Genomic DNA, 18,951 nt, shown 5'->3' with positions numbered 1-18,951 from the left:
CAAGTATCGCGTGCTATAACAGCACCCGTTTCCTAATTTGACAAACTCTTTTGAAAGGCAGAAAAATGGCTACACAAACCATAACAGTGATCCCCGGCGATGGCATTGGTCCCGATATTATCGATGCTACAATTAAAATACTAGACAAAGCCGGATGTGATTTTGCATATGAATATGCTGACGCCGGTCTTACTGCTCTTGAAAATCATGGTGACTTGATCCCAGAAAGTACCTTAGCGCTTATTCAAAAAAATAAAATCGCCCTTAAAGGTCCACTTACCACACCGGTTGGCGAAGGCTTTACTTCTATCAATGTTACTTTGCGTAAGCATTTCCAACTCTACGCAAATGTTCGTCCTGTAATATCGTTTAAAGGCACTAAAGCCCGCTACGAAGACATAAACATCATAACGGTACGTGAAAACACCGAAGGTATGTATTCAGGCTTAGGACAAATATTGTCTGATGATGGCGAAGTTGCTGAAGCAAAAAGTTTAATTACCCGTGAAGGTGCTGAACGCATTCTTACTTTTGCCTATGAAACGGCTATCAAAGAAGGTAGAAAAAAAGTAACAGCTGTTCATAAAGCGAATATTTTGAAATCAACTTCTGGCTTGTTTTTAAAAGTTGCGCGTGAAGTTGCTGCCCGTTATCCACAAATAGAATCGACAGAAATGATCGTTGATAATTGTTGTATGCAATTAGTAATGAACCCAGAACAATTCGATGTCATTGTAACAACCAACTTATTTGGTGATATTTTATCTGACTTGTGTGCAGGTTTAGTTGGTGGTTTAGGTATGGCTCCTGGCGCTAACATTGGTGGCGACTGCGCTATTTTTGAAGCTGTGCATGGTAGTGCACCAGATATTGCAGGCAAAAATTTAGCTAACCCTACTTCAGTGATATTAGCCGCTATTCAAATGCTTGAATATTTAAACATGGGTGATAAAGCCAGTAAGATCCGTAATGCAATTACAGATGTTATTGCTACGGGTGATAGAACGACTCGTGATTTAGGCGGCACTCACGGCACCACTGATTTTACCCAAGCGGTATTAGAGCGTTTATAAACCTAACGGGTTAGAAGTTGTTAGTAATACCCGCTTGTAACAGACATTAAAAAACCGACATTACGTCGGTTTTTTAATGCAAGAAGAGCCGTGCTATTCTTCTTTCATTGGCGGTGGAGATAATAATCTTGCATGAACAGTTATTTCTTCACGATCATAATAAAGGTGCTTAGCGTAGAGTTCATACTTTACTTTATGCTCACTAAAAGCATCTTTAAGTATTTGTAAGTCATTAGTGACTTCCTGATAACGGCCTTTCATTGGCAACTTTAAATTAAATATAGCTTCTTTACAGTAACCTTTTAATAACCACTCAGCCATTAGCTTAGCTACGCGTTGAGGTTTTTCGATCATGTCACATACTAACCAATGAACATTTTGTTTCATTGGTACATATTTGAAACCGTCCATCATGCGATGTTTAACTTGCCCTGTATCCATTAATGACTCAGCCATAGCGCCATTATCAATAGCTGTCACCATCATACCACGACGTACTAATTGATATGTCCAACCACCAGGAGCAGCGCCTAAATCAACGGCTTTAAGACCTGATGTTAAACGTTCGTCCCATTCATCGCGAGGTACAAAGTGAAGAAAAGCTTCATCTAATTTTAATGTTGAACGGCTCGGTGAAGCGCTTGGAAACTTCAACCTTGGAATACCCATAGTATAAACAGAGCTATTATCGGCTAACGAAAAACCAAAAATAGCTTCTTTACCACTTAGAAAAAGACCATGTAAGATAGCGCCATCGTTATCACCTTTTTCCATAAGAATTTTATTCTTACGTAATGCCTGGCGTAGCGGTACAGACAGCTTACGACAGAATTTCGAAAGTTCTTTACCTTCGTTTGTGTCAAGCATTTCCATCCGTAAATCAGCATATTGCCATTCGGTACCTAAAACTTCGGTAATAGCTTCAACACGATTGTAATCAGGTAAGTCAATTTTATCTGTTACGGTAACAAACCAATCGCGAGCGAATATCAGGCGGCGCAATGGGATTTTTTCCATTAAAACTTCACCGTCTTGAGGATTGTTTAAATGAAAATAGACTAAACCTTCGTTTTTAGTTAGCTGTAAATAGCCAAACACTTCATTCCACGCGGCTTTTTCTTGAATTTCTGCACCACACTCTTTTTCAAAGCCTGGGCGACAATATAATATAATAGAGGTCATAACTAATTTACCTACAAACGATCTTGGTCTGTGTTTAAAGTACACAGAGTACTATTAATTCCCGCCCAGCTGATACACAACCAACCCAGCGCAAATGATATACCACCAAAGGGAACTATTTTTCCAATAACAGTAAAATCAAAAAATGTTTTTATATACAAAACACCACTAAAAAATAAAATCCCGGCTATAAAAAAGCTTGCTGATAAATATAAAAGATTAATAACTTTAGCCGCATGACGCTTACTCATTAGAACTTGCAACCAAATGGCCACAGTAAGTAGTGCTATAGTATGAAAAAATTGATATTGCAATGCATTGGCAAGGCGTGATTGTACTTCATTTGGTAAATTTGCCCCAGCATGAGCAAACCAAGCGCCGAATAATACAGAAAAACAGCCACTGATACCAATAAATATCATAATGGCGGTCAAGTAATTTCTATAAACACAACTATATTTCATCTGGGTTATGCTCATCAATAAATTTAACCATTTCATTAACCGCCGATTGTATATGTTGAGCATGGGTAAAACCTGACTTTACTCGTGGTTTCAAATTATGATCCCCATCGGTAAAAAATATACAGTGACAACGCTCTGAAAATTCATATTGTGCAATTTCTTCTTGGCTACCTAACGCATCTCGAGTGCCCTGTAAAATTAATATAGGCATTTGTGTTTCTTGCAAAGGTGCCAACCTTAATTTTTCAGGTTTTTTCTGTGGATGAAACGGGTAACCTAAACACATTACCCCTAAAAACTTAGCTGTTTTATCTCCAGCCAATGTCGCAGCGACACGTCCACCCATTGATTTCCCCGCGATAAAAAGGGGTAAATCACTATCTAACCCGTCAATAACGGTGGAAAAACATTCCAGTAATTTTGGCATTCTATCGGGTGGTCTACGATTACCTTGCGCCAAGCGAACATCCATATACGAAAAGTTAAATCTCAATACATTGATATTTTTTTGGTTTAAAGCAAGACTGACTTGTTCCATAAATTCATGACTTTTATCGGCACCCGCACCATGAGCAAAAACAACCAAAGCTTTAGGCTTTGCTACGGTACTAATAATAGTTGAAATATCAGGAGTAAGATTAATCATCTTATTGGTCATTTAATTCTTCTTGGTCTTGGGCAACAGTATCAAGCACCCATTCACGAAATGCTGCAATTTTACCTAAATCAACTTGTCGGTCTCGACACACGACGTAGTAGGCATTTTTACTTTCTAAAACATCTTCAAAGGGACATATAAGCCTACCTGCATCAATATCAGGTTTCGCCAGGAAACTATGAGCTAATGCGACACCTTGCCCATGCATTGCCGCCTGAACAACCATAGCGGAATGACTGAATATGGGTCCATGATTGACATTGGTTGCTTTAACGTTTACTTGTTTGAACCATCGTTTCCAGTCACGGCGAGAAGTATCATGCAATAAAGTATGGTTGATCAGATCTTCGACTTTATCGAGTGGCTTTTTACCTTGCAACAATAAAGGTGAACAAACAGGAATAAGATATTCTTTTTGTAATTGTTCTGCATCAATATCGGCCCAATGGCCGCGACCAAAATATATCGCTACATCAACATCACCCGTCAATGAATTCTCAGGTTGATCTACCGCTTTAATTCGAACATCGATGTCAGGATGTAAAGCATAAAAAGCATTTAATCTCGGCACCAACCACTGAATAGCAAAACTTGGTTGTGTGCTAACAGTTATCGCGCCTTTTTCACCACGGGCAAACAATCGCTCAGTTGCTTCGTTAATGGCATTAAAGACATCTTTAATATCAAGATAGTAGGCTTGACCTTCTTCAGAAAGCAACAAAGCACGATTTTTACGCATAAATAACTTTATGCCTAAAAAATCTTCAAGCGATTTTATTTGATGACTGATAGCCGCTTGAGTGACGAATAATTCTTCAGCAGCGCGAGTAAAACTCAACTGTCTTGCTGATGCCTCAAATGCTCTCAAAGCGTTTAGTGGCGGAAGCCTGTTAGACAAAATTCACCTTTAATTATAACTTTTACATGGAATAGCATTCAAAATAAATGCATAAATAAGCAACAATGATAAATAACTATTATTCATTAGTTTTTCTAATGATAAACATTATAAATTGTCATTTCAAAAGTTACCAGAGTTAACGTAGAATTCGTTTCATAGATGAAGGACTTCATCTTTATCCCAAACATATTGGGCTAGCTATTGAATGTGATTCCCAACCCATATTCAAGAATTAAGTAAGAAAAGGTCCCAGAACATCTATATGGATATAACGTTTAATTTAAGGGTGACCCTATGAAATTTTTTAATAAAGTAGCAATATTAACAGTAGCAGCAACCATGATGGTAGCACAAGTTCAAGCCATAGAATTGGTAGAAGTAGAAACAGTCGCTGAATTTTCAATAACATTAGCGGCTGAAAAAAGTCTCGCTGATTCAATGAAATTGAGTACCTTTAGCACCATGTTAGCAACAGCTGATATTAACGTGCCAGTGACACAAATAAGCGATAAAGAAGTAAAGTCTACGCGTGACTTTGAAAAGTCACTATTGATTGCTGAGTAAGCGCTTATCTTAATTATAGGTATACTTTAAAAGCTTTTACGGAAGTTTCTCTAGAACTTCTCTAAAGTGGATAATTAAATAATAACCTATAATAACCCAGCGAAAAGAAACAAAAAAGGATGCCATTAGCATCCTTTTTTAGATCTTATTCACTCAAAACGCATGCGTTAACTTGGAAATATACGATTATTTTGCCAAAGTTTACTAAAGATAGAATCAACAGACATTGATGCCGCTTTTGAAAACTTTTCCGCTAAGGTTTTTTTCATTACGTATCTTAAAGCAATAATTTTGTGCGACTTACTTCGAGACTGAAGGAAATCATCACTGGTTTGAATTTCATCAACTAAACCAAGCTCTTTCGCGGTACTGCCAAACCAATGTTCGCCTGTTGCTACTTTATCAATATCTAAACTTGGACGACGTTCGCGAACAAAGTCTTTAAAGAGTAAGTGAGTTTCTTCTAATTCTTCAGAAAACTTTTCACGACCTTTATCGGTATTTTCACCAAACATAGTCACTGTACGTTTGAACTCGCCGGCAGTAAATTGTTCGTAGTCAATATCGTTTTTCTTGAGCAATTTATGAAAGTTAGGAACTTGCGCAATAACACCGATTGAGCCAACAATTGCAAACGGTGCAGAGATAATATGATTGGCAACACATGCCATCATATAGCCACCACTTGCCGCAACCTTATCAACTGATGCAGTTAACGGGATATTATGCTGACGAAGTCTGTCAAGTTGTGAAGCTGCTAAGCCATAACCGTGAACCATGCCACCACCGCTTTCTAAACGTAAAAACACTTCATCTTCAGGGGTTGCAACCGTTAGTATTGCTGATATTTCTTCACGTAGTGCACTCACTTCTCTTGCGTCAATGCTACCATTAAAATCAACAACAAAAATCCTAGCTTCAGCTTTAACTATAGTACCTTCATTGTCGGCTGATAATTTTGCTGCTTTCTTATCGGCTTTAGCTTTTTCTTTCGCTGCTTTCTTATCTTTCTTATCTTTTTCTTTTAATTCTTCTTTTGATAAGAGGTAATGAATAATATCTTCTTCAACATCGATAAACTCTTCAGATAAGTCATTAAGCTCTAACTCACCTTTTTTACCGGCGGGTTTCATCGCTGAAGAAGCAATAACCGTGACAATTGCGACAATCGCAATAACTAAGGTGATCGCTTTAGCTAAAAACAACCCGTACTCATACAAAAATTCCAATACATTCTCCTGTTATTAACCTCATATGTCTAAATCGTTTATTGACTTGAGGCTAATATTTAAATTTATCTATTAGCTATATGGGGCATATTGCAAATAAATAAAGTTAATAAGTTAAAAAGGCAATAAAAAGGCAATAAAAAACCCTCCTAAGAGGGTTTTTTTAGTTGTTGCTAAAGTTATTTAACAACACCTGTATCTGTTACTTGAATTAATTGTCCCATAGTCGCAAAGAATACGGCTACTTGAGATTGCATCTCTTGTGTTGCTCTAGCACTTAACGCAGCATCAGGTGAAGCAGCATTAGCACGAGGGTCAAGTATTGAACTATGATGACCATGAACAAATCTTACCACACCAGAGCCAGCAGTAGTTTCACTAACAGCTTCCAAGCCTAATAAAGCAATAGCAGGTTCTGTGCCACCCATAGGTGTAAACGGTGCTCTGTTAGTCACTGTTTGGTCTGAAAGGTTGTCTGCGCCGTCGCCAACAACTTCAATGAAGTGTGTAGGTGTTTGTGTTGCAGCTAATGCTTGTACATAAGCAATAGGGTCACCAGAATCAGTAACGGTTTGCGCCGCAAATGTGAACTGCGCGAAACCAGCATTTAGTGTTGCTTTTTGCTCAATAGATAAACCATCATAGAAAGCAAAATAGAAAGCACTTAGTTCGGCTTGAGTATAATCAGCAGGTAATGTTGCTGCAACTGCTGCGGCAAAGTCAGGCGATAACTGCATGGTTAAATTAGATTTAGCCAAGCCTTCAAATGCTGGAGAGTCTAAACCAAAGTTAGCTAACATTAAACCTGGCATAGCTAAAGAGGTACTAGCAATTTTGAATAATCCATCAATTTGTGGATTTAGTTCGGTATTTGCTAAACCAACAGCATTCATACCATATATACCACCTAATGAATGTCCTAGAAGGTGTACTTTACTGCTATCAATTTTAATTGGGTTACCATCGCTGTCAGCACCACCTAAAAAGTTCATGCCTAAACGCAAACCTAATAAATCAGCAGTACTTTGACGAGTATTATCACGCATACTCAGCATGCTACCCAAATTAACATAGTGTAATGTAGACACAGTACTGGTATTAATTTCATCAGTACCGTCACCGTCTAAATCAAAACCACGGCTACCATGCAATGGCTGATCAATTGCAACAGTTGCTATTCCAAATAAAGATAATATGCCAGTGATTGGCAACATTTGCTCTTTGGTTGAGGTAATGCCATGCACTAATATTGCTACTGGCCAACCGTTAGCAGGTTCTACTAATGGCTCTAAATCCATACTTGCACGCACTGGGTTAGCCCAAGCTAAATCAGGAGTAGTCATTTGCACATCAATCGGCATCATGACGCTTGTTGCTGGGATAGGGTTAAACTTAGTTAAATTACGTTCAGTATCAAGAGTGGCTAATCCTGGATTTTCGCTTGAGCTTAAATCACGTAAACCAAAATTCATACAAAAACCATCATTTGCATCTAACGCATCAGCAGGGATCGCCGCTGGGTTTGCTGCTGCTAAGCCAGCAAGTGTAGCGCCAGAATCACAACGTGCACGCCACCAGTCATTAACAGGAGCTAATGGGTTTTCAGCAGAAGGTACACCTGAGTAATAAGGAAGTGTAATTGAACCACGAATATAGTTTGCTGCTGAATATAATGGGATCAAACTTTCTGGAATTAAACCCGTTAATACGTTTGCAACTGAAATACCGGTATCGGCTACGCCAATTGCTGGGATTCCTTGTTGAGCATTAGCAACCATTTGAGGTACGCCAGCAGCCATCAAAGACTTAACCGTGCTTAATACACGCGTCGTTGATTGTGTTGTCATTGCAGCGGTATAAACAATAGTATCACTGCTAACCCCTGCTGCGACTACAGCAGCCTCATAACTATTAATTGCAGCTTGCAAACCTAATTGCGATGCATTGCCTAGTGGCAAAGTATTAATATCTTGACGTGCTAATTCATAGGTAGTTGAACCCGCAATAGCTTTACCATTGTTATCACGAAGATTGTTCGTCATTACCATAACATAGGTCGTTTCTGCTTTAAGCGGTTGAATCGGAATAAATAAAACATTATCGCCAGATTTTTGCGTAACAAAATCTTGCATGAACACAAGTTCACCAACAACTTTACAGGCAAGGCCACGAGTTACAGCAGTACAATCACTGTCATTCGCATCACCACCCATAATTGTTTCGAAGACTCTTACCGACGCAGGTTCAGAGGCACTAGCGGCATCTAAAGATGTACCCGCTGGGAATTCAATTCCAAGAGGAAAAGGCTGAGAAATAGACCAACCGTCCAGTGCACTAATGGCTACAAAAGGGTCTGAACCATCAGTTGGATCTGCAACAGGAATTTCTAACGTACCGTCAACGGTACCAGAAAAAATCAAGTCATTCGGAATAGAAAGTCCGGCAGCACCCGCACTTGGATTAAATTTAACACGAGCGGTTGGTGTTACGGCACTGCCGTTTTCAACCACTTCATTTTGAACATCTTTAATTGATTCATCATCACATGCCGTTAGTCCAAGAACACTGGCAATAGCAACACTAAGTACGAGCTTTTTCATTTTATCTCCCCACAGACGAGCTTTATATTATTTAGCTTTTTATGCTTTTATTTTTTATTTATCTGTAATTTCGTGAAGCGTAGCTCACAAAACTAACTTGTTCGACCAGTTAAACTTACCGTAAGAACTGCCTAAGTGCTAGCGGTTTCTTCTTTTATTATAACTTTAACTAACATTTTAGCTAAAATTTTTAAATATTACTCGTCAGTCAATAGGTCAAAGTAGTAGAATTACTGCCTTATTTACCTTCAAATAATTTGTATTGATACTATGTTTAATTACCAAATAACAGCAAATTCTTTAGCCAATAAAATAATTTTAGTTACCGGCGCAGGCGATGGTATTGGTCGCCAAGCGGCATTAACCTATGCTGAATTAGGTGCTACGGTTATTTTATTAGGAAAAACAACCGCTAAATTAGAGTCAGTTTACGACGAAATCATCGCACAAGGTTCCGCTGAACCTGCCATTATCCCCCTTGATTTAAAGGGTGCGACCAAACAGCACTACATAGATATGACCGCGACCATTGTTAATCAATTTGGTAAACTTGATGGCGCGTTACTCAATGCCTCAATGCTAGGTGAGTTAACACCTTACACGCAGATACATCAACAAATTTGGCAAGATGTAATGCAAGTTAATGTCACGGCTCAGCATCTAATGGCTCAAGCGTTAATCCCTGCATTACTGCTCAGTGATCATGCGTCATTGGTCTTTACCACCTCTGGTGTTGGTAATAGTGGTAAAGCTTATTGGGGGGCATACAGCGTTTCAAAGTTTGCAACAGAAGGGTTAATGCAAGTTATTGCTGACGAATACGAAAATACCACGTTACGTGTAAATGCGATAAACCCAGGCGCAACACGCACTAATATGCGTAACACTGCCTACCCAGCAGAACATGAAAACGATTCAGCAAAACCGGTAGATATAATGCCAGCCTATGTGTATTTAATGACGAGTGATAGTTTGGCTGTTAATGGCCAACGAGTTAACGCGCAAAAAGCAAAATAAGCAGCTAAAAAAAAGGCTGTAAGAATAAACTTACAGCCTTTATGTTTTATCAATTAAGAATTATCGTAATTCTCTTCTTAAAATTTTACCTACGTTGCTTTTGGGTAAGTCATCTCGAAACTCAACATACTTCGGTACTTTATAACTGGTTAAATTGGCGCGACAATGTTTAATCAGATCTTTTTCCGTTAATGTTTTATCCTTAAGCACAACAAATACCTTGACCGCTTCACCTGTTGCGTCATTATCTATACCAATAGCAGCGACTTCTAATACACCTTCATGCATCATGACCACTTCTTCAATTTCATTAGGATAAACATTGAAGCCTGAAACGATAATCATATCTTTTTTACGGTCAACAATTTTAAAGAAACCTTTATCATCCATAAGAGCTACATCGCCTGTCGCCAGCCAACCTTCTTTTAGAATTTCAGCCGTGTCCGCTTCGCGCTGATAATATCCTTTCATGACTTGTGGACCTTTTACCCACATCTCACCTGGTTCACCAATCTCAGCATCACTACCATCATCTTTAATGATGCGTATATCTGTCGATGACGCCGGTAAACCAATGTTGCCACTATAGCTTTTTTGATCATAAGGACATAATGTTACTAAGGGTGCACACTCAGTTAAGCCATAGCCCTCTAATAAACGTGTGCCTGTGACACGCTCCCATGCCTCACCAACAGAACGTTGCACTGCCATACCGCCGCCAAGCGACATTTTCAATGTACTAAAATCAAGGTCTTTAAAACCAGGAGTATTTAATAAGCCATTGAATAAAGTGTTAACGCCAGTAATTGCGGTAAAAGGATATTTAGCCAGCTCTTTTACAAAACCAGGCATATCACGAGGGTTGGTGATCAATAAGTTGGTACCACCTAACGTTAAAAAGGTTAGGCAGTTAGCCGTTAATGCGAAGATATGATAAAGCGGTAATGCGGTGACCACGAGTTCTTTGCCATCTTCCATCAAAGGCTTTATTGCGGCTTTTGCTTGTAATAAGTTCGCAATCATATTGCGATGGGTCAGCATAGCCCCTTTTGAAACACCTGTTGTACCACCGGTATATTGCAAGAACGCAAGATCTTCACCACAAAGTTCTACTGGCGTGTAAGCTTTGAGCATCCCCTGAGAGACAACTTTATTAAATCTAATGGTGTTTGATAATTTAAAGGCTGGTACCATTTTTTTAACATATTTGACCACACAATTAACTAGCGCACCTTTTACAGTACCCAGTCGGTCGCCTAATGAAGTAAGAATGACATGTTCAACTGAGGTATTATCAATGACTTTTTCTAAGGTACTAGCAAAGTTTTCAATGATTAACATTGCCTTAGTGCCTGAATCTTTCAATTGATGCTCGAGTTCACGGGCCGTGTATAGCGGGTTAACATTAACCACGGTCAAACCAGCAAGTAAAGCACCAAACAATGCAATAGGATACTGCAAACAATTAGGTACCATAATGGCAAACTTATCGCCCTTAACTAAACCTAAATCATTTTGTAAATAAGCAGCAAACGCTTTTGATTGTATCTCTAGATCTCGGTAATTGATTTCTGCGCCCATATTAATAAAGGCAGTGCGTTCGGCATAAATATCAACGTATTTATTGAACATATCAGATAACGAGGAGTACTTATCTGCATCGATTTCAAATGGGACACCGGGTGGATAACTTTTTTCAAGCCAAATTTTTTGCGTTTGTTGCACTTTGCGACTCCTCTAATAATAGCTTAACTGTAGACGATTATTGGTTTTACTCGATTAATACTTTTATATTTTACGTATTATTTTTTAATCGATATCGTCATTTTACTCTATATGAATGAATTTTTATTTTTTAAAACGGATGTTTGAATTTTCTTTTTACGTGATTACTGGTCTGATGTCTATAAATTTTAGCCACGTTTACCGTTTTCTCTTTATAAACGGTAACATTTAGAAAAAATCAGCCAATAAACTCTAAAATATGTCTACTAGTCTGCTCAGGTTCAGCCATATGGAAGTGATGTCCCCCAATTAATTTATAGCTGATAAAGTTATCAAACAATGGACCAAATTCTTTCAAACCAGTTTGTACAAATGACAAGCCTTTGTCACCATAAATTAATTGCACAGGAATTGTAATATCTTCAATAAACTGTTTTGCTTGCGCCAACGTCAGCCGATACGGCGATGTATTCCTTAAACGACGGTCAGTTCGCCAAATAAAGCCATTACCATCTTCAATAATCCCCCGTTCAACCAATAATTTTGCTTGTTGAAAGTTTAAATCAGACACTTGTACTCTAGCCTTAATTGCAGAATCTAAACTGGGGTGAAATTTTTTCTTTTTTGCTGAAGGCGATAATTGTTGATTGCACGTTAAACGACTTAACAGCCCCTTACGTAAATGCTCGGTCGCTTCCTCAGCTTCACCACTAATAAAGCCAATTGAATCAAGTAAGGTTAATGACTTAACCTTTTCAGGAAAAGCGGCTGAGAATGCTGATGAAATCATTCCACCCATTGAATGGGCAACTATATCAACTTTCTGCCAGTGATTTACTTCCCACAGCAATAACAAATCATAAACGTAATCGATAAAATGATAATGGGCATCGGCACTTCTGTGGGACGATAAGCCATGCCCCGGCCAATCTATGGCGATAACACGCTTACCTTTAAAGTAAGGTAACATAGGTAAAAAACTAGCCGCGTTATCTAACCAACCATGTAGACACAAGACTAGCTCGTCGTTTTTGTCACCACAAGCTAGACCTGTCAGGGTGAGTTCACCTAAGTTAAAACTCACCTCTTCGACGTTATCGGGGATACGCAAGGTGACTATTTCTTTTTAACAGGCGCTGGTGCTTTTCTCACTACAACTCTTCTTGGATAATTGGAATAGCGAGGCTGCCAGAAAGAAGGAGACGACCAAAATGGATTATGGATAACGCGCACATCGACTTGCTTTTTTTCTTTCCACAAGTGTATTTTTGTCGCGGTTAGGACCGGATAATTATATTCGTGCTCGCCAATTTTCCCTTCTTCTGAAGCGGCGACAGTGCCTAATGCGGTTATACTGCGACCTTCTTTATAAATAACGGGATCGAGTAGACCTGAAAAATAAACACGAAATCGTCCCAACGTTTCATTACCTTGCTTGGGTATCGCTGATGACTTTAACGGAAAGTGAACAATTTCTAACATACTATTGTTCGCATTATTGGTTACTTTTGCGATAACGCCACCCCAGCGAGCCGCATTTCCTTGTTCTGTATTAGCATTATCTCGAACAACGACAAAGTCTGTTAATACTGTATTATCAGGTACCTGCAATGCTTCTGGAACTGATGAACAGCCACTTATAAATATTGCACTTACCCATAAGGGTAGCATTAAGATTATATTACGTTTTTTCATCATATTTACCTTTTCTAGATATATTCGCTAACCAAACAATACCACCAACACCAATACTAAACCATATAACGACCCATAAAAATTCAGGTATGCCAGTCAGTTGTGCTAATGCAGCACCATCGCCAAAGTTTCGTCCATCAACCAAGTACCAAGGACTTTTTACACTGTTAAGTAAAATAATTGCCCCTGTTATTTGCAAACTTGTCTGTAAGTAACTTAATTTTTTATATTTAAATTTCAATAAAACGAGTGCTAACAAAACACTAATAATAATTAGCGTTAAAATATCTCTCGCCCAAAAAATCAAAGTGGTTAGTAACAATAATGCGATAATACCACTTAGTATTTGTGCTGCCCGTTGGTGCATACTCGCGATAAAGTAAATCCCTATTCCCCATAACGCCGCGCCAGCATAACCCATAAAGCTAATAAAAAAATTCATTCCTCCACGAGTTGTGCATAGCCCTGCCCCATTAGAAAACAATTGAATTTGTACGATAGTCCCCCCGGTAAAGAGCGCAGCTAGGCCATGGCTGATTTCATGAAAATAACTTTCAAGCCATTTGAAGGGTATTGAAACAATGGGGATTTGGCTAATAATTAATGCGGTAATCAATATTAACCAAAAGTGATATTTTTTCAAAAAGGACGAAGACTTACTATTCATGGATTATTTTTCATTATGATAAAAGAAGAATATGTGACAAAACGCGGCTAGTGTTAATTAGACAAGTAAGTCGATACCAAATACCTGCTGAATATTTTCACGTTGAGCAATATTATCTACTGAAGAATATGCTGCAATTGCGGTTTGGTTTTGCTTTGATGGGCTGTCATAACTTGCTTGGCTATTATTTTTATTGCCGACTTGCTGGTTAGTTTGGCCTGAAAAAGAAATATTACTTGCTGAAACGGTTTGTGATGCACTTGAGTTGAGTTGTGCTTGCTGATTCTCAAATTGAGCTTGTTCGACTAAAGCAAGTGCTTGCTCATCGATATCAAAACGTGCAACTTGACTCGCTTGTTGGTCTTGCTCTTGGGTTTGTTGCGTGCTGTCTTTGTTGGTTTTTTCAGCTTGCCCTGTACTTTGCTCAATTTGTTGGACACGAAAGCGATCACGTTGCTCAGCAACCTGATTTTGATTATCAACCGACAACGATGCGCTTGATTGGGGCGTGTACGAACTCGTACTATTTATTTGCATAGTTTAAATTTACCAAAGTTTTGCCAAATTACAAAACTTTTTGTATTTTCACTTAAATAAAATCGATTACCTACCCGGTAGCTTTTTCCATGAAACAGTATCACGTACATAAACCGGTTGAGCGTTTTCAGCACTAACCGCCTTACCTTGAGAAAAGTAATACTGACCAATTTCTAGTAGTTCTTCCGCATTAGGAAAAAGTATCTCTGGTGTTCCCGCATTAATTTTTAAAGGCTCAAGTTCATTTTGATAAGCGTCCCAGCCAGTTCCTACACCATAGACCTGCTGATTTTCAGTTAAAGACTCATTCAAATACTCAGCTAATTTTTCAGGTGCTAATACGGTATCTTGCAGCGCAGCTTCCATAATACCTTGCTCATTTAATCGATAATAGCCCGCATAAACCTCTGACATACGAGCATCAATCGTTGCAATAACCTCTACTTGCTGGTGCCGACTGTAAGCTTGTTGAGCCATAGCCTGCAGGGTTGATACCCCTACAACTTTTAAATCAGCAGCAAAAGCTAAGCCTTGTGCGACGCCAACGCCAATTCGAACGCCGGTAAAACTTCCCGGTCCTTGTCCAAAAATAAGCCCATCTAATTGTGCTAACGTTATATCGGCTTTTTTAAGTAAGCGGTCAATCATCGGCAGTAACACTAAGCTATGCGATTGTGGTGCTAGCTCAAATTCACTGATCGTTTGGTCGTTAAACGTTAATGCTACTGAACATGCTTCCGTTGAAGCGTCTATTGCCAAAAAATTCAAATTATTCTCTCTAATACTTATCATTATTACTATTTAAATTAACTATTACTCTGATAGTGAAGTAAGAAATTCACTCGCTTGCTCAATATCTCGACTGCGTTTCATCATAGGTAAACTTTTTAAAAAAACTTCGCCATAAGGACGATTCACTAATCTATCATCACATATTACCATGACACCTTGGTCGGTAACATCTCGAATTAAACGACCAACGCCTTGTTTTAATGCAATAACAGCTTGTGGTAATTGGATTTCAGCAAAAGGATCACCTCCGCGCCGTCGAACATCTTCACAGCGCGCCTGCAACATCGGGTCATCGGGTGAAGCGAAAGGAAGTTTATCTATAATGACACAAGTTAATTTGTCACCTCTAACATCAACTCCTTCCCAAAAACTGGCGGTTGCTAATAAAATCGCTTGTGGGTTGTCAATAAAAGCGGCTAACAAAAGTCCTTTACTCATTCGCCCTTGCACTAATAAGGGTGATTCAATCTTTTCCGCTAAAATATCTGCAACTTGGTTTAACATCCGATAGCTAGTGAATAATAAAAAGCAAGCTCCTTTACTTGCTGTTATTAACGGTATCGCTAATTCAGCGAGTGCTAGTGCTCGACTATGGTGCTGAGCAGCAGGTAAATAGCGCGGTACAATTAGCTGTGACTGCGATTGATAATCAAACGGGCTATCAACAAGTAAGGTCGCTGCTTTCGTTTTCGCTATATTTAAACCTAATTGCTGAGAAAAGTGATCAAAGCCACCATTTACCGCCAACGTAGCTGAGGTAAAAACCCAACCCGCTTCAGACTTAGCAATATAATCACTGAATTTGTCGGCGACACTCAATGGTGTTAAATGTAAGACCACATGCCGCCGTGTTGTTTCATACCAAAAGCTCATACCATCGATATCAACGTTTGCCATAATGTCGTATTTCGCGAGTATGTCCACGGCACGATCGTAGCAATTATCAATGGCTTCATTACGAGAAATGCATAACTTGATCACTTGATAGAGAAAGTCTAAATCTGTTTTTAGTGCAGCAAAGGCCTGTTGAAACCTTGGCTGGGCATATTTTTCTCGCCAGTTGCCTCGTTCAGGATCATGAAAAAAGAGTAAACGAAATTCTTGCGCCGCTTTTTGGCACTTCTCTGCAGCTCTGCCTAATTGTTTCACATCGGTTAAGGTTGTTTTGTATATTTGAATAACATCAGAACATAAATCGAGAATTTGTTTAGTAGAAAAAGCGTCACCAAAGTATTCACTGGCGATATCAGGTATTTGATGGGCTTCGTCAAAAATCACCACATCTGCTTTGGGAATAAGTTCACCAAATCCAGTGTCTTTTAAGGCCATATCAGCAAAAAACAAATGGTGGTTAACAACCAAAACATCCGCATCAATTGCTTTTTTTCGAGCTTGCACTAAGTAACAGTCGTCAAAGTTAGGACAATCTTTTGCCAAGCAATTATCTGTGGTACTGGTAACAAAAGGAAAAATGCCAGAATCTTCAGCGACATCGACTATTTCGCCAATATCACCACTGCGAGTCGACGTTGCCCAGGTACGAATTTTGACAAAATCTGTCAACATTGCCGCATCTAGCTGACCACGCTCTTTTACATAAAGTTCAAGGCGATATATACACAGATAATTGGCCCGCCCTTTTAATAGAGCAATCTGCGTATTCGTTGCCATAGCATTACGAATAAGCGGTATATCTTTATGAAACAACTGTTCTTGTAAGTTTTTAGTGCCGGTAGAAATAATGACTTTTTTTTCAGAGAGTAAAGATGGGATCAAGTAAGCAAAGGTTTTTCCTGTTCCTGTGCCCGCTTCTACAATTAAGCAACTCTTTTGTGAGATGGCGCGTTCAACATCTATCGCCATATCAATTTGCGCCTGCCTAGGAGAATAGCCGTTAAGTACTTTAGCGAGAATACCTGAGGGTGAAAATGCTTGTTCAACTAGGGTCATAGAAAATACTACTGATAAATATTGCCACCAGTATAAAGAATAAAAAGCCAGAGAGAAATATACATTCGATTAATGAGCGAGTTGCCCAGTAAAAAACTTAAACAAAAATATCCAAATGAGTGATATCTTCATCAGGTTCATCATGACTTTTCTTAGGGTGAGTCAGTTCATCTTTATGAGTGATCACGTTATCGGTGTCATCATGGGTGTTATCCACAATAGTATCGGCAATCACAGCAGACGTTGATTGATGCTTCTTTTTATTTTGCTGATGGTCTTTTTGATCAGAATCTTTTTTAGCTAAAACAACGTAATGCTCATGATTTTCAAGATGATCCAAATCATCAGTCAGCTCGTTAATTGCAGCTTCTTTAGTCAGTGGTTTCACACGCAGACGTTCAGGTTTAATCGGCACCGATACAACACGTGTTAATACGGTGGTAAAAATATCCATCAGTTATAGGTCCTTTTATTAAACTCTTAACTTAAGTATCGACCATTTTACTTAAGTATCGACTATTTTAGACAATTCTTTATTACCTTATGCGATTATTTTATAAGAAGTGTTTATTTATTACTTGCTCATTATAAAAATAATCAGTACTGTAAAAGCCATGAGAGAATAATCGTCACGAAATAAATTTTTCGTCAGATTATTTAACCCATTTAACGTGTAAAGTGAATGACACTTACTCGTTAAATAACAAAACAAACTATGAGTACAATATGAATATTAACCTAAGCACATTACATCACCATATCGATTAGCTGCTCAGGTTTATTCGCTGAGGGGCTTTGACCTTTCGGCGAGTTGTATAACTCAGATTTAACCCCCGAAAGAGTCTATCTCTCTCGGGGGTTTTTCGCATTTTATAGGCCTTGAAATTGTATATACACGTACTAGAATTTTGGCCAACGCTTTATTAAAGGAAATACAAACATGACTACAGAAACTCGCTTACGCATCGCTATGCAAAAATCAGGTCGTTTAAGTGACGACACTCAAGCCTTACTCAAACGTTGTGGTTTAACACTCAATGTTACTGATCGACGTTTGTTAGCACATGTTGCTAATATGCCTATCGATATAATGCGCGTACGTAGCTCAGATATCCCAGGCTTAGTGATGGACGGGGTTTGTGACTTAGGTATTGTTGGTGACAACACCCTAGAAGAAGCAGCATTAGAACGTGAATTGATGGGGCAAAAGTCTCAATACATTCGAACTTCACAGCTTAATTTTGGTGGTTGTCGATTATCTATTGCGATGCCTGAAGGCTTTGATTATCAGGGCGTCAAAAGTTTAGACGGCTTACGTTTTGCAACGACTTATCCTCAACTACTCAATCGTTATGCTAAAGAAAAAGGCATCAATGTTGATTTTTGTTTATTAAAAGGCTCTGTTGAAGTTGCTCCGCGAGTAGGTTTATCTGACGGTATTTGTGATTTAGTTTCAACCGGCGCTACACTAGAAGCCAATGGTTTAGTTGAAGTAGAAGAGATTTTTAAATCTAAAGCATCGCTTATTCAAACAGCGAGTACTTTGTGTAGTGAAAAACAAAGTATTCTTGATACCTTATTGCCACGCATCCAAGGTGTTATGAAAGCAAAAGAAAGCAAATACATTATGTTGCATGCGCCAAAAGATAAAATTGCCGAAGTAAGTGCCTTAATGCCTGGTAAAGAAACGCCAACAATCTTACCTTTAGCGGGTCGCGATGATTTAGTTGCTGTTCATGTTGTTGCTACCGAAACGTTTTTTTGGGAAACAATGGAAAAACTCAATGCACTCGGTTGTAACTCTATATTAGTTATGCCAATTGAAAAAATGATGGGCTAATGCGCGTCATCTTTGGGATTGCATCGCCACGGCTGTGATCCCAAAAATCTAGGGTAC

Annotated in this window: 18 protein-coding genes; 4 read left to right on the top strand and 14 right to left on the bottom strand. The window is 38.8% G+C overall.

Features of this window, described 5'->3' with window-relative positions:
- The first annotated feature begins 65 nt into the window (after window positions 1-65).
- Window positions 66-1,073: an isocitrate dehydrogenase gene (locus H4J62_RS07975; protein WP_070376246.1), complete on the top strand. Its 1,008-nt coding sequence runs from the start codon at window positions 66-68 to the stop codon at window positions 1,071-1,073.
- 93 nt (window positions 1,074-1,166) lie between these two features.
- On the opposite strand, the gene rlmM is transcribed toward H4J62_RS07975, so the two are convergent.
- Genes rlmM through H4J62_RS07955 form a run of 4 tightly spaced genes read right to left on the bottom strand, consistent with a single transcriptional unit; the run spans window position 1,167 to window position 4,275 of the window.
- Window positions 1,167-2,255 carry a 23S rRNA (cytidine(2498)-2'-O)-methyltransferase RlmM gene (rlmM, locus tag H4J62_RS07970; protein WP_070376245.1) on the bottom strand — a complete coding sequence of 363 codons (1,089 nt, stop codon included), beginning with the start codon at window positions 2,253-2,255 and terminating at the stop codon, window positions 1,167-1,169.
- 11 nt (window positions 2,256-2,266) lie between these two features.
- Entirely contained in the window at window positions 2,267-2,755 is a 489-nt protein-coding gene (locus H4J62_RS07965) for a DUF423 domain-containing protein (RefSeq protein WP_259364611.1), read from the bottom strand.
- On the bottom strand, window positions 2,709-3,377 hold the full coding sequence (locus H4J62_RS07960; RefSeq protein ID WP_182217540.1) for an alpha/beta family hydrolase: 669 nt from the start codon (window positions 3,375-3,377) through the stop codon (window positions 2,709-2,711). The genes H4J62_RS07965 and H4J62_RS07960 overlap by 47 nt, the downstream gene beginning before the upstream one ends.
- Entirely contained in the window at window positions 3,367-4,275 is a 909-nt protein-coding gene (locus H4J62_RS07955; RefSeq protein WP_182217538.1) for a transcriptional regulator GcvA, read from the bottom strand. The genes H4J62_RS07960 and H4J62_RS07955 overlap by 11 nt, the downstream gene beginning before the upstream one ends.
- Window positions 4,276-4,572: 297 nt before the next feature.
- On the opposite strand from H4J62_RS07955, the gene H4J62_RS07950 reads away from it, so the two are divergent.
- The gene (locus H4J62_RS07950) at window positions 4,573-4,842 is read left to right on the top strand and encodes a hypothetical protein (RefSeq protein ID WP_070376242.1); all 270 of its coding nucleotides are present in this window, start codon (window positions 4,573-4,575) and stop codon (window positions 4,840-4,842) included.
- A 167-nt stretch (window positions 4,843-5,009) separates the two neighbouring features.
- Here the strand turns inward: H4J62_RS07950 and sohB are convergent, their stop codons facing one another.
- Window positions 5,010-6,071: a protease SohB gene (sohB, locus tag H4J62_RS07945; RefSeq protein ID WP_182217537.1), complete on the bottom strand. Its 1,062-nt coding sequence runs from the start codon at window positions 6,069-6,071 to the stop codon at window positions 5,010-5,012.
- A 179-nt stretch (window positions 6,072-6,250) separates the two neighbouring features.
- Complete coding sequence (locus H4J62_RS07940; protein WP_182217535.1) at window positions 6,251-8,671, bottom strand: VolA/Pla-1 family phospholipase; 2,421 nt, start codon at window positions 8,669-8,671, stop codon at window positions 6,251-6,253.
- Between the two features lie 270 nt (window positions 8,672-8,941).
- Between H4J62_RS07940 and H4J62_RS07935 the strand changes: the two genes are divergently transcribed.
- The gene (locus H4J62_RS07935; RefSeq protein WP_070376239.1) at window positions 8,942-9,688 is read left to right on the top strand and encodes a YciK family oxidoreductase; all 747 of its coding nucleotides are present in this window, start codon (window positions 8,942-8,944) and stop codon (window positions 9,686-9,688) included.
- 60 nt (window positions 9,689-9,748) lie between these two features.
- Here H4J62_RS07935 and fadD read toward each other — a convergent pair whose 3' ends face one another.
- The 8 genes from fadD to H4J62_RS07895 all read right to left on the bottom strand — a co-directional run bounded on the left by fadD (window position 9,749) and on the right by H4J62_RS07895 (window position 17,508).
- Window positions 9,749-11,413 carry a long-chain-fatty-acid--CoA ligase FadD gene (fadD, locus tag H4J62_RS07930; protein ID WP_182217534.1) on the bottom strand — a complete coding sequence of 555 codons (1,665 nt, stop codon included), beginning with the start codon at window positions 11,411-11,413 and terminating at the stop codon, window positions 9,749-9,751.
- A 238-nt stretch (window positions 11,414-11,651) separates the two neighbouring features.
- Window positions 11,652-12,524 (bottom strand): alpha/beta fold hydrolase, encoded by an 873-nt coding sequence (locus tag H4J62_RS07925; protein WP_182217532.1) that lies wholly within the window; start codon window positions 12,522-12,524, stop codon window positions 11,652-11,654.
- A gap of 5 nt (window positions 12,525-12,529) precedes the next feature.
- Window positions 12,530-13,108 carry a Slp family lipoprotein gene (locus H4J62_RS07920; protein ID WP_182204073.1) on the bottom strand — a complete coding sequence of 193 codons (579 nt, stop codon included), beginning with the start codon at window positions 13,106-13,108 and terminating at the stop codon, window positions 12,530-12,532.
- Entirely contained in the window at window positions 13,095-13,775 is a 681-nt protein-coding gene (locus tag H4J62_RS07915; protein ID WP_182217530.1) for a M50 family metallopeptidase, read from the bottom strand. The genes H4J62_RS07920 and H4J62_RS07915 overlap by 14 nt, the downstream gene beginning before the upstream one ends.
- A gap of 57 nt (window positions 13,776-13,832) precedes the next feature.
- Window positions 13,833-14,312, bottom strand: a complete 480-nt coding sequence (locus H4J62_RS07910) for a hypothetical protein (protein WP_182217528.1) — start codon at window positions 14,310-14,312, stop codon at window positions 13,833-13,835.
- 66 nt (window positions 14,313-14,378) lie between these two features.
- Complete coding sequence (gene tsaB / locus H4J62_RS07905) at window positions 14,379-15,104, bottom strand: tRNA (adenosine(37)-N6)-threonylcarbamoyltransferase complex dimerization subunit type 1 TsaB (protein WP_182217526.1); 726 nt, start codon at window positions 15,102-15,104, stop codon at window positions 14,379-14,381.
- 21 nt (window positions 15,105-15,125) lie between these two features.
- Window positions 15,126-17,054: an ATP-dependent DNA helicase gene (locus H4J62_RS07900; RefSeq protein ID WP_182217524.1), complete on the bottom strand. Its 1,929-nt coding sequence runs from the start codon at window positions 17,052-17,054 to the stop codon at window positions 15,126-15,128.
- 97 nt (window positions 17,055-17,151) lie between these two features.
- Window positions 17,152-17,508 (bottom strand): hypothetical protein, encoded by a 357-nt coding sequence (locus H4J62_RS07895; RefSeq protein ID WP_182217522.1) that lies wholly within the window; start codon window positions 17,506-17,508, stop codon window positions 17,152-17,154.
- A 486-nt stretch (window positions 17,509-17,994) separates the two neighbouring features.
- Here H4J62_RS07895 and hisG point away from each other — a divergent pair, with 486 nt between their 5' ends.
- Complete coding sequence (hisG, locus tag H4J62_RS07890) at window positions 17,995-18,894, top strand: ATP phosphoribosyltransferase (protein ID WP_070376230.1); 900 nt, start codon at window positions 17,995-17,997, stop codon at window positions 18,892-18,894.
- Window positions 18,895-18,951 lie beyond the last annotated feature (57 nt).

It is taken from the genome of Colwellia sp. BRX8-5 (assembly GCF_014077325.1).
GTDB lineage: Bacteria > Pseudomonadota > Gammaproteobacteria > Enterobacterales > Alteromonadaceae > Colwellia_A.
This window is presented reverse-complemented; position numbering and strand designations above follow the sequence as displayed.

What these genes read in the sequence shown, in the direction of transcription:
- H4J62_RS07895 (WP_182217522.1), bottom strand. Translation starts at nt 17,508, where the DNA reads ATGGATATTTTTACCACCGTATTAACACGTGTTGTATCGGTGCCGATT.
- H4J62_RS07900 (WP_182217524.1), bottom strand. Translation starts at nt 17,054, where the DNA reads ATGACCCTAGTTGAACAAGCATTTTCACCCTCAGGTATTCTCGCTAAA.
- H4J62_RS07975 (WP_070376246.1), top strand. Translation starts at nt 66, where the DNA reads ATGGCTACACAAACCATAACAGTGATCCCCGGCGATGGCATTGGTCCC.
- H4J62_RS07960 (WP_182217540.1), bottom strand. Translation starts at nt 3,377, where the DNA reads ATGACCAATAAGATGATTAATCTTACTCCTGATATTTCAACTATTATT.
- hisG (WP_070376230.1), top strand. Translation starts at nt 17,995, where the DNA reads ATGACTACAGAAACTCGCTTACGCATCGCTATGCAAAAATCAGGTCGT.
- tsaB (WP_182217526.1), bottom strand. Translation starts at nt 15,104, where the DNA reads ATGATAAGTATTAGAGAGAATAATTTGAATTTTTTGGCAATAGACGCT.
- rlmM (WP_070376245.1), bottom strand. Translation starts at nt 2,255, where the DNA reads ATGACCTCTATTATATTATATTGTCGCCCAGGCTTTGAAAAAGAGTGT.
- H4J62_RS07965 (WP_259364611.1), bottom strand. Translation starts at nt 2,755, where the DNA reads ATGAAATGGTTAAATTTATTGATGAGCATAACCCAGATGAAATATAGT.
- H4J62_RS07940 (WP_182217535.1), bottom strand. Translation starts at nt 8,671, where the DNA reads ATGAAAAAGCTCGTACTTAGTGTTGCTATTGCCAGTGTTCTTGGACTA.
- H4J62_RS07915 (WP_182217530.1), bottom strand. Translation starts at nt 13,775, where the DNA reads ATGAATAGTAAGTCTTCGTCCTTTTTGAAAAAATATCACTTTTGGTTA.
- H4J62_RS07935 (WP_070376239.1), top strand. Translation starts at nt 8,942, where the DNA reads ATGTTTAATTACCAAATAACAGCAAATTCTTTAGCCAATAAAATAATT.
- H4J62_RS07920 (WP_182204073.1), bottom strand. Translation starts at nt 13,108, where the DNA reads ATGAAAAAACGTAATATAATCTTAATGCTACCCTTATGGGTAAGTGCA.
- H4J62_RS07950 (WP_070376242.1), top strand. Translation starts at nt 4,573, where the DNA reads ATGAAATTTTTTAATAAAGTAGCAATATTAACAGTAGCAGCAACCATG.
- H4J62_RS07910 (WP_182217528.1), bottom strand. Translation starts at nt 14,312, where the DNA reads ATGCAAATAAATAGTACGAGTTCGTACACGCCCCAATCAAGCGCATCG.